13 protein-coding genes are annotated in these 13,827 nt (G+C 68.9%); 10 read left to right on the top strand and 3 right to left on the bottom strand.

From position 1 onward, the window contains the following. The first annotated feature begins 14 nt into the window (after positions 1 to 14). The 8 genes from KDK82_RS02430 to pbpC all read left to right on the top strand — a co-directional run bounded on the left by KDK82_RS02430 (position 15) and on the right by pbpC (position 8,549). Entirely contained in the window at positions 15 to 1,082 is a 1,068-nt protein-coding gene (locus tag KDK82_RS02430) for an ABC transporter ATP-binding protein (RefSeq protein ID WP_088163952.1), read from the top strand. Positions 1,083 to 1,173: 91 nt separating this feature from the next. Beyond that, positions 1,174 to 2,469, top strand: a complete 1,296-nt coding sequence (locus KDK82_RS02435) for an ABC transporter substrate-binding protein (protein WP_088163953.1) — start codon at positions 1,174 to 1,176, stop codon at positions 2,467 to 2,469. Positions 2,470 to 2,490: 21 nt separating this feature from the next. Beyond that, positions 2,491 to 3,387, top strand: a complete 897-nt coding sequence (locus KDK82_RS02440; protein ID WP_034396720.1) for a carbohydrate ABC transporter permease — start codon at positions 2,491 to 2,493, stop codon at positions 3,385 to 3,387. Continuing rightward, entirely contained in the window at positions 3,384 to 4,232 is an 849-nt protein-coding gene (locus tag KDK82_RS02445; protein WP_088163954.1) for a carbohydrate ABC transporter permease, read from the top strand. Before KDK82_RS02440 ends, KDK82_RS02445 begins: the two co-directional genes overlap by 4 nt. A 48-nt stretch (positions 4,233 to 4,280) precedes the next feature. Beyond that, positions 4,281 to 4,670, top strand: coding sequence for a glyoxalase/bleomycin resistance/dioxygenase family protein (locus tag KDK82_RS02450; protein ID WP_065345631.1), 390 nt, complete (start codon positions 4,281 to 4,283; stop codon positions 4,668 to 4,670). Beyond that, on the top strand, positions 4,667 to 5,536 hold the full coding sequence (locus tag KDK82_RS02455; RefSeq protein WP_088163955.1) for an endonuclease/exonuclease/phosphatase family protein: 870 nt from the start codon (positions 4,667 to 4,669) through the stop codon (positions 5,534 to 5,536). The genes KDK82_RS02450 and KDK82_RS02455 overlap by 4 nt, the downstream gene beginning before the upstream one ends. Before the next feature lie 94 nt (positions 5,537 to 5,630). Further along, positions 5,631 to 6,191: an HdeD family acid-resistance protein gene (locus tag KDK82_RS02460; protein WP_012207099.1), complete on the top strand. Its 561-nt coding sequence runs from the start codon at positions 5,631 to 5,633 to the stop codon at positions 6,189 to 6,191. A 63-nt stretch (positions 6,192 to 6,254) separates the two neighbouring features. Beyond that, complete coding sequence (gene pbpC / locus KDK82_RS02465; protein ID WP_256974386.1) at positions 6,255 to 8,549, top strand: penicillin-binding protein 1C; 2,295 nt, start codon at positions 6,255 to 6,257, stop codon at positions 8,547 to 8,549. 17 nt (positions 8,550 to 8,566) lie between these two features. Here pbpC and KDK82_RS02470 read toward each other — a convergent pair whose 3' ends face one another. After that, positions 8,567 to 9,250, bottom strand: coding sequence for a TetR/AcrR family transcriptional regulator (locus KDK82_RS02470; RefSeq protein ID WP_071956657.1), 684 nt, complete (start codon positions 9,248 to 9,250; stop codon positions 8,567 to 8,569). 128 nt (positions 9,251 to 9,378) lie between these two features. Between KDK82_RS02470 and KDK82_RS02475 the strand changes: the two genes are divergently transcribed. Beyond that, positions 9,379 to 10,323, top strand: a complete 945-nt coding sequence (locus tag KDK82_RS02475; RefSeq protein WP_012207096.1) for a tripartite tricarboxylate transporter substrate binding protein — start codon at positions 9,379 to 9,381, stop codon at positions 10,321 to 10,323. A 25-nt stretch (positions 10,324 to 10,348) separates the two neighbouring features. After that, positions 10,349 to 10,900 carry a cupin domain-containing protein gene (locus KDK82_RS02480; protein WP_088163957.1) on the top strand — a complete coding sequence of 184 codons (552 nt, stop codon included), beginning with the start codon at positions 10,349 to 10,351 and terminating at the stop codon, positions 10,898 to 10,900. A gap of 1 nt (position 10,901) precedes the next feature. Here the strand turns inward: KDK82_RS02480 and KDK82_RS02485 are convergent, their stop codons facing one another. Both KDK82_RS02485 and KDK82_RS02490 read right to left on the bottom strand, forming a co-directional pair. Continuing rightward, positions 10,902 to 11,903 (bottom strand): helix-turn-helix domain-containing GNAT family N-acetyltransferase, encoded by a 1,002-nt coding sequence (locus KDK82_RS02485; RefSeq protein ID WP_034396713.1) that lies wholly within the window; start codon positions 11,901 to 11,903, stop codon positions 10,902 to 10,904. Between the two features lie 155 nt (positions 11,904 to 12,058). Continuing rightward, complete coding sequence (locus KDK82_RS02490) at positions 12,059 to 13,717, bottom strand: L-lactate permease (protein WP_013800968.1); 1,659 nt, start codon at positions 13,715 to 13,717, stop codon at positions 12,059 to 12,061. Positions 13,718 to 13,827 lie beyond the last annotated feature (110 nt).

Raw genomic sequence — 13,827 nt, forward strand, 5'->3', positions numbered from 1 at the left:
CCTAGACTGGCGTGATGTCCTTGATCGAGATGGAAGGTGTCGCCAAGTCCTGGGGCGGCACCACGGCACTGCAGGCGCTGGATCTGCGCATTGAACCCGGATCCTTTTGCGTGCTGCTCGGTCCCTCGGGCTGCGGTAAGTCCACCACGCTGCGCATCATCGCGGGCCTGGAAAGCGCCACCTCGGGCCGCGTGCGAATCGACGGGCAGGACGTCACCCATCTGCCGCCCGCACGGCGCGGCATTGCCATGGTGTTCCAGAACTACGCGCTGTTCCCGCACCTGACGGTGGCGCAGAACATCGGCTTCGGCCTGTCCGTGCGCAAGGTGCCGGCGGCCGAGGCGCGCCGGCGCATCGACGAGGCCGCCGCGCTGCTGGGCCTGGACGCGCTGCTGGCGCGCCGGCCCGGGCAATTGTCGGGCGGCCAGCAGCAGCGCGTGGCGCTGGGCCGCGCCCTGGTGGCTCAGGCCCGGGTCTGCCTGATGGACGAGCCCCTGTCCAACCTCGACGCCCAGCTGCGCCAGGAAATGCGCACCGAGCTGCGCGAGCTGCAGCGGCGCCTGGGCCTGACCGTGGTCTATGTCACGCACGACCAGGCCGAGGCCATGGGCATGGCCGACCAGGTGGTGCTGCTCAGCCAGGGGCGCGTGGAGCAGTGCGCCGCGCCCCAGGAGATCTACAGCCGGCCCGCCACCACCTTTGCGGCGCGCTTCATCGGCACGCCGGCCATGAACATCGCGCGCCTCGACGGCCTGCACATCGCGGGCAGCCATGCCAGCGCCGCGCCCGCCGGCCTGCAGCAGCCGGGCCAGGCGCGCTGGCTGGGCGTCAGGCCCGAGGACATGCGCCTGTCGCTCCATGGCGATGTGGGCAGCGGCCCCGTGGTCGCTGCCGACATCGAAAGCCTCGAATACCTGGGCGCCGACCTGGTGCTGCGCTGCCGCGTGGGCAGCGAGCAACTGATGGTGCGCACCGCTGGCAGCCAGCTCGGCGGCCTGCAGCCGGGCCAGCTCGTGGGCCTGTGCTGGACGCGCGAGGCCACGCATTTCTTTGACGAAAAGGGGCGGCGCTGCACGGCCTGAGGCCGAGGCACCGGCCCCCAATTCCTTCGCCAATTCACCGTTTCAGCCGTTCCGGCTTTCGCACCCGAAGCACCTTCCAGGAGAGTCCGCCATGCAACGCCATGCCTTCCTCAAAACCCTCGCAGCCGCAGCCGCCCTGGCCGCCACGGGCCTGCTGAACACCGCCAGCGCGCAGACGCCGCTGGAGGTGCCGTTCTACTACCCCGTGGCCGTGGGCGGCCCCATCACCAAGGTGATCGACGGCTATGCGGCCGAGTTCAACAAGGCCCATCCGCAGTACCGGATCACGCCCGTCTATGCGGGCACCTACCAGGAGACCATCGTCAAGGCGCTGACGGCCCACAAGTCGGGCAAGCCGCCGGCCAGCTCGGTGCTGCTGTCCACCGACATGTTCACGCTGATCGACGAGGACGCCATCGCCCCCATCGACGACTTCGTGAAGACCGATGCCGACCGGGCCTGGCTCAAGGGCTTCTATCCGGCCTTCATGGCCAACAGCCAGACGGGCGGCAAGACCTGGGGCGTGCCCTTCCAGCGTTCCACCGTGGTCATGTACTACAACAAGGAAGCCTTCAAGGAAGCCGGCCTGGACCCGAACAAGGCGCCGCAGAACTGGAAGGAACTCAAGGAAGCCGCCCACAGGCTGACGAAGAAGGACGCCAGCGGCAAGGTCGTGCAGTACGGCATACAGATCCCGTCCACGGGCTTCGCCTACTGGATGCTGCAGACGCTGACCACGCCCAATGACGTGCTGCTGGCCAACGAGGCCGGCACCCAGGTCACGCTGGACAGCCCCCAGGTAGTGGAGGCGCTGGACTTCTGGGTGGGCCTGGTCAAGGAGGGCGTGCACCCGGCCGGCGTGGTGGAGTGGGGCACGACGCCCAAGGACTTCATGGAAAAGAAGGCGGCCATCATCGTCACCACCACGGGCAACCTGACCAATATCCGAGCCAATGCCAAATTCGACTTCGGCGTGGGCCAGATCGCAGGCAACGTGCGCAAGGGCTCGCCCACGGGCGGCGGCAATTTCTACCTGTTCAAGAAGGCGCCCAGGGAGCAGCAGGAGGCGGCCTTCCAGTTCATGAAGTGGGTCACCCAGCCCCCGCTGGCCGCGCAGTGGAGCATGGACAGCGGCTACGTTGCCGTCTCGCCCGCCGCCTATGACACGCCCGCGCTCAAGAAGTACGGCCAGGACTTCCCGCAGGCCCTGGTGGCGCGCGACCAGCTGCCGGTATCGGTGGCCGAGTTCTCCACGCATGAGAACCAGCGCGTGACCAAGGTGCTCAACGACGCCGTGCAGGCCGCCCTCAACGGCAGCAAGACCTCGGCCCAGGCCCTGCAGGATGCGCAAAAGGAAGCAGACCGCATCCTGCGCCGCTACAAGTGATGGCGCAGTGCCGCTGACCGCATGAGCTCCGCTCCCGCCTCCCTTGTCCGCGGCCGCCAGGCCGTCCATGCCTGGCTGATGCTGCTGCCGGCGCTGGTGCTGCTGGTGGCCTTCACGCACTGGCCGGCCGTGGCCACGCTGATCGACAGCCTGCATGCCACGCCGCGCGGCGGCCAGCCGGGGCCGTGGGTGGGGCTGGAGAACTACGCCGTGATGGTGGACGACCCGGTGTTCTGGCAGGCCGTGCGCAACAACCTGTGGTTTGCGGCGGCCACGATTCCGCTGTCCATGGCGCTGGCGCTGGCCATGGCGCTGTGGGTCAACGAGAGGCTGGCCGGCCGCGCCTTCGTGCGCATGGCGTATTTCACGCCCACGGTGCTGCCCATGATTGCCGTGGCCAACATCTGGCTGTTCTTCTACACGCCGCAGTACGGGCTGCTGGAGCAGCTGCGCGGCGCACTGGGCCTTCCCGCGCACAACTGGCTGGGCGACCCGTCCACGGCGCTGGCCTGCGTGACCGTGGTGGCGGTGTGGAAGGAGGCGGGCTTTTTCATGATCTTCTACCTGGCCGCGCTGCAGACCCTCAACCCCAGCCTCAAGGAGGCGGCGGCCATCGAGGGGGCCTCGCGCTGGTACTTCCTGCGCCGCGTGCAGTGGCCGCTGCTGATGCCGACCACGCTGTTCGTGCTGGTCAATGCGGTGATCAATGCCTTCCGCCTGGTGGACCATCTCTTCATCCTCACACGCGGCGGGCCGGACAACGCCTCCACGCTGCTGCTCTATCACCTGTACGAAGTGGGCTTCAAGTTCTGGGACACGGGCTATGCGGCGGCCCTGACCGTGGTGCTGGTCGCCGTGCTGGCGGCCGTGGCGCTGCTGCAGTTCTTCGTGCTCGACAAAAAGGTGCACTACCAATGAGCGCCGCACCCATTGCCCCGCGCCATGCGCCGCCCGCGCTGTACGGCGCCACCTGGCTGGACACGCTGGCCGCCTGGCTGCTGGCCCTGCTGTGGATACTGCCGCTGGCCTATGCGTTCTGGACGGCCTTCCATCCGCCCGAATACTCGGCACGCTTCGACCTGGCCGCGCCCTGGACGCTGGAGAACTTTCGCCGTGCCTGGCAGGCCGCACCCTTTGCGCGCTATTTCCTGAACACGGCCGTGCTGGTGGTCATGATTTTGGCGGCCCAGCTGGTGCTGGGCACGCTGGCCGCCTATGCCTTTGCACGCTACCGCTTTCGCGGCCAGGGCCTGGCCTTTGCCCTGGTGCTGGTGCAGCTGATGATCATGCCGGACATCCTGCTGGTGGCGAACTACCAGACCCTGTCGCGCCTGGGCGCCGTCGATACGCTGCTGGGCATCGGCCTGCCGTACTTCGCATCGGCCTTTGCGATCTTTTTGCTGCGCCAGACCTTCCTGGGCATTCCCCGGGAACTGGACGAGGCCGCGCGGGTGGAGGGTGCCGGCACCCTGCAGATCCTGTGGCGCGTCTACGTGCCGCTGGCGCGGCCCGTGTACCTGGCGTTTGCGCTGGTGTCGGTGAGCTTTCACTGGAACAACTTCCTGTGGCCGCTGATCATCACCAACAGCGTGCAGGCGCGCCCGCTCACCGTGGGGCTGCAGGTGTTCTCCAGCGTGGAGTCTGGCGTGGAATGGGCCACCATCACGGCCGCCACGCTGATGAGCTCGGGCCCGCTGCTGGTGGCCTTCGTGCTGTTCCAGCGCCAGTTCGTGCAGAGCTTCATGCGTGCGGGGATCAAGTGAGGGCGGTGCTAAAGTTCCTTGTCCCAGCCTTTCACCCCGAGGTCCACCATGTCCGGTCCCGCATCCGCAGGTCTGTTCATCTACGCCAAGCAGCCTGACCGGCTGGCGCTGTTCTACATGGAGGTGCTGGCCATGCGCATGCTGCACCACACGAGCGAGCTCATGGTGCTGCAGTCGCCGGACCTGCAACTGGTACTGCACGCCATTCCCGAGGCGATTGCGCGGCACATCACCATCACCGAGCCACCCCAGCCGCGCGAGAACGTGGCCCTCAAATTCTTTGCCACCGTGGCCAGCTTCGCGGCCGTTCGTCCCCTGGTCATCGCCCATGGCGGCCAGCTGTGGGAGCAGTCCTGGCAGGGGCCGGGCTTTCGCGTCTGCAACGCAATGGACCCCGAAGGCAACCTGTTCCAGCTGCGCGAGCCGCTGCCCGCATGATGCAGATCCTCACGTGGAACACCCAATGGTGCCTGGGCCTGGACGGCCGCATGGACCCGGCGCGCATCGTGGCGCATGCGCTGTCCATGGCCGATATCGACGTGCTGTGCCTGCAGGAAATCGCCATCCACTATCCCGGCCTGCAGGGTGCGCCCGGCGACCAGGTGGCGCAGATCCGCCAGGCCCTGCCCGAAGGCTGGAAGGTCTTCTTCGGTGCCGCCGTGGACGAGTTCACGGCCGTGGGCCGGCAGCGCTTCGGCAACCTGGTGGCCACGCGCCTGCCGGTGCTGCAACTGGCCCACCACCGCCTGCCGTATCCGCACGATGGCGGCGTGCGCAGCATGCCGCGCTGCTGCACGGCGGCCACGGTGATGGATGCCGCGCTGGGCCCCGTGCGGGTGATGAGCACCCACCTCGAATATTTCTCGCGCCGCCAGCGCATGGCCCAGGCGCTGGCGCTGCGTTCCTTGCAGATCGAGGCCCTGGGCCAGGCCGAGGCGCCGCCCCAGCCCGCCAGCGATGGCTCGCCCCAGCAGACCAAGCCGCACACGCCGCATGCCGTGCTCTGCGGCGACTTCAACTTCGAGCCGCATGAGGACGAATACGCCGGCCTGTCCGCCCCCTGGGCGGCCGGCGAGCAGGGAGCCCTGAGCGCCGGCCAGTGGCACAACAGCTGGAGCGTGCTGCACCCGGACCAGCCCCAGCCTCCCACCTTCCGGTTGTTCGACCGCCAATGGGGCCCCGAGCCCGGCGCCTGCGATTTCGCCTGGGTCAGCGACAGCCTGCGCGGCCATGTGCGTGGCTGGGCCGTGGACAGCGACACAAGGCTCTCGGACCACCAGCCCGTGCTGCTGCAGCTGGCTTGATCCAGGTCAGGGACCGCCGCCAAGCCGGCCTTGGCCTACAGACAGTGCTGCGGGCCTGCTCCAAGGTCATGGGGACTGTTTTGAAGGAGCATCCATGAGCCCCAATCCGCTGTCCACGATTCTTCACCGCACCTGGTGGGTGCTGCTGCTGCGCGGCCTGGTCGCCATCGCCTTCGGCGTGCTGACCTGGGCGCAGCCGGCGGTATCGCTGGCGGCGCTGGTGCTGACCTTCGGCGCCTTCACCTTTGTCGATGGCCTGCTGGGCGTGTACTCGGCCATCCAGGGGCGCGACCAGATGCGCCATTGGTGGGTGTTGCTGCTGTGGGGCCTGGCCGGCGTGGTGGTGGGCGTGCTCACCGTGGTCGCGCCCGGCGTCACGGCCCTGGTGATGACGCTGTACATCGGCGCCTGGGCCCTGGTCACGGGCCTGCTGCAGATCGTGGCGGCCGTGCGGCTGCGCAAGGAGATCACGGGCGAGTGGCTGCTGATCCTGGGCGGCGTGCTGTCCGTGCTGTTCGGCGCCTTCGTGCTGGCCCAGCCGGGCGCGGGCATGATGGCCATGCTCTGGGTGCTGGCCACGTATGCGGTGGTCTTCGGCGTGCTCATGGTGCTGCTGTCCTTCAAGCTCAAGAAGGGCATACGCCATTCTTCCTGAGCCGCTGGTGCAAAGGCGGACAATGCCGGCTCCATGATCGAATCCCGGCGACCTTCTCCCTTCATGCGTCTTCCCCGCGCGGCCCTGGCGGCCGCGCTGCTGTTCGCGGCGGCAGGTGCCGCCCAGGCGCTGCCCAGCTTTTCCGAGGTCCGCGAAGGCCACCGTTCCTCCGAGACCGAACTGCTCTCGCGCGAGGGCGAGGTGCTGCAGCGCCAGCGCACCGACGCCAGCGTGCGCCGTGGCGACTGGGTGGCCCTGGCCGACATCTCGCCCGCGCTGCGCACGGCCCTGGTCGTCAGCGAGGACAAGCGCTTCTACGAACACAGCGGCGTGGACTGGGCGGCCGTGTCCTCCGCCGCCTGGGGCAACCTCTGGAACCAGCGCACGCGCGGCGCCAGCACCATCACCATGCAGCTGGCGGGCCTGCTCGACGGCGACTGGCGCCAGGGCCCGGGCGGGCGCAGCGTAGTACAGAAACTGGGCCAGACCGTCTCGGCCCAGGTGCTGGACCGGCGCTGGCGCAAGGACCAGATCCTGGAGGCCTACCTGAACCTGGTGCCCTTCCGTGGCGAGATCGTGGGCATCGATGCGCTGTCGCGCACCCTGTTCGGCAAGGCCGCGCACGGGCTGGACGCGCGCGAGGCCGCCATTGCCGCCGCCCTGGTGCGTGCCCCCAACGCCTCGCCCGAGCGCGTGGGCCGGCGCGCCTGCGGCGTGCTGCAGTCGCTGGCGCCCGAGGATGCGGCGGCGCGCGACTGCACGGCCATGGAACTGCTCACCGCCAGCGTGCTGCTGCGCCGGCAATGGGCGGCCAGCGAAGGCCAGGCCCCGCACCTGGCGCGCCGCCTGCTGGCCGAGCCGCAGTCCAGGGGCCAGGCGCGCGTGCGATCCACGCTGAGCGCGCCCGTGCAGCGCTTTGCCGTGCAAAGCCTGCAGCAGCAACTGCGCGAGCTGCAGGGCCGCAACGTGGAGGACGGCGCCATCGTCGTGCTGGACAACGCCACGGGCGAGGTGCTGGCCTGGGTGGGCTCGTCGGGCGAATTGAGCCAGGCGGCCGAGGTGGACGGCGTCACGGCCATGCGCCAGCCCGGCTCCACGCTCAAGCCCTTTCTCTATGCCCAGGCGATTGCCGAGCGGCGGCTGACGGCGGCCTCGCTGATCGAGGATTCATCGGCCCACATTCCCACGCAGAACGGGCTCTACATTCCGCAGAACTACGACCGGCGCTTCAAGGGCTGGGTCTCGGCCCGCACGGCGCTGGCGTCGTCGCTCAACGTGCCGGCCGTGCGCACCCTGGTCATGGTCACGCCCGATGCCTTCTTCTCGCAGCTGCAGCGCCTGGGCCTGCCACTGCGCGAAAGCGGCGGCTATCACGGCTTCAGCCTGGCGCTGGGCAGCGCCGAGGTGCCGCTGCTGCAGCTCACCAACGCCTACCGCGCCCTGGCCAACGGTGGGCAACTGACGCCCGTGCGCTGGGCGGCGCAGCCCACGGGCGCGGGGTCCGCAGCGCAAAAGTCGGCTGCGCCCGTGCAGGCCATCGACTCACGCGCGGCCTTCATCGTGGGCGACATCCTGTCCGATCCCATGGCGCGCGCGCCCACCTTCGGCACGGACAGCGTGCTGGCCACGCGCTTCTGGTCGGCCGTCAAGACCGGCACCAGCAAGGACATGCGCGACAACTGGGCCGTGGGCTGGTCGCAGCGCTACACCGTGGGCGTGTGGGTGGGCAATGCGCGCGGCGAGGCCATGCACTCGGTCAGTGGCACCAGCGGCGCGGCACCTGTCTGGGCCGCCGTGATGGGCTTCCTGCATGCCCGCACACCCAGCCGCGCGCCCAAGGCGCCGGCGGGCGTGCTGCAGCAGGCGGTGCGCTTCGGTCCCGATGCCTCGGGCCTGCCGCTGGAGAGCGCGCGCAGCGAATGGTTCGTGGCGGGCACGCAGCAGAGCCTGTTCGCCATGGCGGGCAGCGGCCTGCCTGCCGCATCCGCATCGACACGCGGGACTTCGGCGGCCTCGCCCGTGCGCATTGCGCGCCCGGCCAACGGCACCATCCTCGCGCTGGATCCCGACATTCCGCCAGACCGCCAGCGCGTGCAGCTGTCGGCCCGGCCCTCGGGCACGGCAGCCACGCAGGAATGGCAGGACGCCAGCCTGCGCTGGCGCATGGTCAGCGCCGCCCCGCCCGGCGCGGCCGAGCCTGCGCCCAAGGAGATCGGCCGGGGTGCTGCCGCCGCCTGGATGCCCTGGCCCGGCCGCCACCGGCTGGAACTGGTCGATGCCAAGGGGCAGGTGCTGGACAGCGTGCAGGTGGAGGTGCGCGGCGCCGGCGTGGTGGCTTCGCGCGCGGGCGGGCGCTGATCAGGCGCCGGTCGTGATCACTGCGCCGCGCGGGGGCCCGCCGCGCGGATGCCCGCCGCACGGAAGCCCGCCGCAGTGAAGGCCACCAGCTCGTCGATCACATGCTCCACGGGGTCGGCGCGGTGGCCGCCGCCCAGCATGCGGCTGACTCGGCCGTTGTCGGAGCGGATGTACATCATGGCGCCGTACATGCATTCCAGGCGCCACTGGAAATCGTGCTGCGACAGCTGCGGCAGAGCCTGGCGCAGCAGGGCCGCAAAGCGTTTGGCAGCCTCGTCGTAGGCGGCAAACACCACCTCCCTGACTGCCTGGTCGGGATCGACCGAGCACAGGGCCGTGACGCGGTTGAAGTCGGCCTCGCCCTCGCTGTGGGCGGCGCGCAGCGCAGGGGCGATGAAGGCCCGAAGAATGTCCTCCACGGCGGGCTGCGGCGACTGCTGCTCCAGCCTTTGCAGCAGCGCATGGCGCTGTCCGTTGACGGCCATCACGCGCTGCTCGAACAAGGCCTTGAGCAGGCCCAGCTTGTTGCGGAAGTGGTAGTGGATGGCGCCCGTGTCCACATCGGCCAGCGCCATGACGGCGCGCAGCGACGTGCCCGCGTAGCCATGCCGCGCAAACAACTGCTCGGCGGCTTGCAGAAGGCGTTCGCGGGCCTGGGCGCGGGGTTCCTCGGCCGCGGTGTCATCGGTGCTGGACGTCATGGCTGCGGATCATAGACAGCGCCAGGCCCTTGCCGCACCAAACCATGGCATGGTGGTGACATGGATTGATTCAGTCGACTGACTGAATTAACATGCGCAGCCATCACACAACGACAAGGAGACACAGCATGACCACCCGCAAGTGGCTCGGCGCCCTGATGGCGCTGGGCTGCACCCTGGCCACCGCGCAGGAGCCGTTCCCGTCGCGGCCGCTGACCCTCATCAACCCCTGGGCGGCGGGCAGCTCCACCGACGTGATGGCGCGTACGTTGGCCGAGGAGTTCCGCAAGCAGCTGGGCCAGAGCGTGGTCGTGGTCTCGCGCGACGGGGGCTCGGGCGTGATCGGCATGAATGTGCTGGCCCAGGCGCCGGCCGACGGGCTGACGCTGGCCTTCACGCCCATGACCCCCATCACCGTGCAGCCCCACTACGTCAAGGGCCTGAAGCTGGGGCCCGACAGCGTGCAGCCGCTGTGCGGCGTGACGGAGAACATCCTGGGCGTCAGCGTGCGCGCAGACAGCCCTTTCAAGACGATAGGCGAGCTGGTGGCGGCGGCGAAGAAGGGCTCGCTGAGCTACGGATCGCCGGGACCGAACTCGGCGCCCTTCCTGGCCATGGACCAGCTGGAGCGCGACCAGGGCCTCAAGCTTGTGCATGTGCCCTACAAGGGCGATGCCGGCTCGATACAGGAATTGCTGGCCGGGCGGCTGGACTTCGTCAGCAGCATCGCGGCCTCGGCTGCACCCCAGATACGCGCGGGCAAGCTGCGCCTGCTGGCCGTGGCCTCGGAGCGCCGCCACCCAGCCTTCCCCGAGGTCCCCACCTTCAAGGAACTGGGCATGGCGGTGCAGGAGGAATCGTTTGCGGGCCTGTTCGTGCCGCGTGGCGTGCCCGAGGCGGTGCTGGGTCGGCTGGACGCTGCCTGCGCCGCCGCAGCGCGGTCCGATGCCGTCAGGCAGGTGGCCCAGCGCGGCGACCAGGTGGTCTTCCACCAGGACCGCCGCCAGTGGGACCGGCGCATTCACGACGAATTCCGCAAACAGGGCGCAGCGGCCGAACGCCATGCGCAGTGACCTCCTTTCCGCCATCTCTCCATCCATGACCGATTCCAGCCTGCCCCCCATCCGCCGCGTGATCACGGCCAACGACGCACAGGGCCGCTCCTTCATTGCAGAGGACGGCGCCTCGCCCGCCGTGCGCCTGGTCGAGGAACGCCCCGGCTACCGCATCACCAACCTGTGGCGCACCGATGCCTCACCCGCGCAGATCAATGCGCCCGACACCATTGCCATCCACCAGGGCGTGGCACCGCCGCCCTATGGCACGGTGCTGCGCATCCTGGACATTCCGCCCGAACCTGCCGATCCGCAGGAGCTGGCGCGTGCCCTGCATGCCACCTTTACACGCATGTACGGCGACGCCCACCGCGACGTGCAGCCCGGCGAGCATCCGGGCATGCACCGCACGGATACCGTGGACTACGCGCTGATGCTGGAGGGCGAGCTGGTCGCCATCCTGGACCGCCAGGAAACCGTGCTGCGCGCCGGTGACGTGCTCATACAGCGCGGCACCAACCATGCCTGGGCCAACCGCTCGGGCCGGCCTGCGCGCATTGCCTTCGTGCTGGTGGCGGGCGAGCAGGGCTCCTGACTCAGGGGGCCTGGCCTGCCCATGCCGCTGCGGCAGGGCGTGGCCGCACGAAGCGCTGCTCGATCACGGTCTCGCCCCATTGCTGGCCTGGCCATTCCTCGGCCAGGGTGAAGCCTGACGATTCGTAGAGCCGGCGTGCTGCATCCAGGCCCCGGAAGGTCCACAGCTGGGTGGCCTCGAAGGCCTGCTGGTCGCAGAACGCCAGGGCCTGCTGCAGCAGCTGGCGCCCCGTGCCGGCGCCGCGCAGGCCGTCTTCCAGGATGAACCAGCGCAGATGCGCCTGGCGGTCCTCGGGGTGCTTGCCAAGGTCCTCTCCATCGATGGCCACGGAGCCCACGATGCGGTCGCCGTCCAGCGCCGTCCACAGCTGGTTGCAGGGCTTGTCCAGCCGGCCTGCGAACTCGGCCAGGCCGCTGGCCACGCGGCTTTCGAAGAAGACGCCAAAGCCTGCGTGGCGCGCATAAAAGCGCGCATGCATGTCCACGATGCGGCCCAGGCAGCCGGGCCGGTATCCGGGCAGGACCTGTATCTGTGCGGGCACGGGCTGGGGCAGGGGCTCCTCCTGCCGGTGCGCCTGCAGCGCCCGGGCGTACAGTGCCAGCCCTTGGGCGACGGCCTGCTGCTGCGGCGCCTGCATGCGGTCCAGCGCCGCCGTCACCTGCTGGCGCCCGAAGGCCTCGATGGCGGCCAGCGTGCGCCGGCCCTTGGCGGTCAGGGCCAGCTGCTTGACGCGGCCATCCTCTCCATCGGCGGCCTCCTTCAGCTCGCCCGCCTCCACCAGCTTGCGCACCATGCGGCTGACGCTGGATTTCTCCAGCCCCAGGACCAGGGCCAGCTGCGAGGCCGCCATGCGCCCCTGTGCGCCGATCTCCAGGATGGCATGCACGGCCGAGGGCGGATAGTCGGTGGCCGCCAGCGTGGCCTGCATGAAGCCCAGCTCGCGCACCATCTGGCGCGAGGCGGCGCGGATGCCATCCACCAGGGAAAGATCGTGCTGCGGCATGGGTGCTCCTTGGGGCCGTGCAGGGTTTGAATATGGTTGCATGGTACAACCATAAATGCCGCTGCGCATCTGTTGATGCAGCGATGCGTACCCCAGGCGTAAAAAAGCCGCCCGGCGCATGCGGGCGGCTGGGGCCTGGCGCAGATGCGCAAGGCTCAATTGACCATCAGGCGGAACGGCCAGACATAGGCCTGCAGCGTCACGAAGATGCCCATCAGGCAGGCCAGGGCGACGGAGTGGAAGAACACGTAGCGCAGGATGTCGCCCTCATGGTTGAACCAGCGCGTGGCCGTGGAGGCGACGACGATGGACTGCGCATCGATCATCTTGCCCATCACGCCCCCCGAGCTGTTGGCCGCGCCCATGAGGTTGGGCGACAGGCCCAACTGCTCTGCCGCCACCTTCTGCATGCCGCCGAACAGCACGTTCGATGCCGTGTCCGAACCCGTGAGCGCCACGCCCAGCCAGCCCATCAGGGTGCCGAAGAAGGGGTAGAACACGCCCGTGTTGGCGAAGGCCAGGCCCAGCGTGGTGTCCGTGCCCGAGTAGCGCGTCAGCGTGCCCAGGGCCAGCATCAGCACGATGGTGATGAGCGAATAGCGCACCAGCCAGATGGTGCGCACGAACTGGCTGACCAGCTGCACGGGGTTGTACTTCATGACCAGGCCGCCCACGATGGCCGACAGCAGGATGCCCGTGCCCGTGGCCGACAGCAGGTTCAGCGTGTAGATGGCGCCTTCCTTGGTGGGCTGGCGCACGACGGGCGGCACCTTCTCGATCAGGTTGTGCAGGCCTTCCATGGGAAAGGCCGGGGCGAACAGGCCGTTGAGCGCGGCCTTGACCGAGGGCAGGCCCCAGATGAAGACGAAGACCGTGAGGATGGCCCAGGGCGTCCAGGCGCGGATCACGTCGGCGCGCGGGTGCTGGGTCACGGCGCGGGGCGCCTGGGCTTCGCCGCCGCTGTTCTCATGGCCCTTGAGCGAGGTCGAGCGCCAGATGGTCCTGGGCTGCCACATGCGCAGGAAGCCGACCGTGCAGACCATGGAGACGATGGCCGCGATGATGTCCACCAGTTCGGGGCCGATGAAGTTGGACACCAGGTACTGCGGAATGGCGAAGGACACGCCGGTCACCAAAATGATGGGCCAGATCTCCATCATGGCCTTGCGCCCGGCAAAGGCCCAGATCAGCCAGAACGGCACCAGCACCGAGAAGAACGGCAGCTGGCGGCCGACCATGGCGGTGACCTCCATCAGGTCGTAGCCGTGCACCTTGGCCAGCGTGATCACTGGCGTGCCCAGCGCGCCGAAGGCCACGGGCGCGGTATTGGCGATCAGCGACAGGCCCGAGGCGGCCAGCGGCGAAAAGCCCAGGCCGATGAGGATGGCCGCCGTCACGGCCACGGGCGTGCCGAAGCCGGCCGCGCCCTCGAAGAAGGCGCCGAAGGCGAAGGCGATCAGCAGCAGCTGGATGCGCCTGTCCTCGGTGATGCCGGCAATGGAGTCCTGCAGGATCTTGAAGCTGCCGTTCTTCTCGGTCAGCTGGTGCAGGAAGATGATGTTCAGAACGATCCAGCCGATGGGCAGCAGCCCCGTGAAGCCGCCGAACAGCGCCGCGCGCCCGGCCATGCCTGCCGGCATGTTGTAGACGAAGACCGCGATCACCAGCGCCGCAATCAGCCCGGCGCCGGCCGCCAGGTGGGCCTTCATGTGCAAAAAGCCCAATCCCACCAGCATGACCACGACCGGGATGGCCGCGAGCAGTGTGGACAGCCACATGTTGGAAAGAGGGTCGTAGACCTGCTGCCAAACCATAGGAGCGTCTCCTGAAGAGTTTTTAGGATGTTGTGCGGGGCGGATCGTCGCTCTCATGGCTGGTTGGCACACTAGCGTTAGCCCTCGGTTGGGCTGCGAGAGAGAAAATT

This window comes from Delftia sp. K82, assembly GCF_002193035.1.
Lineage (GTDB): Bacteria > Pseudomonadota > Gammaproteobacteria > Burkholderiales > Burkholderiaceae_C > Comamonas > Comamonas acidovorans.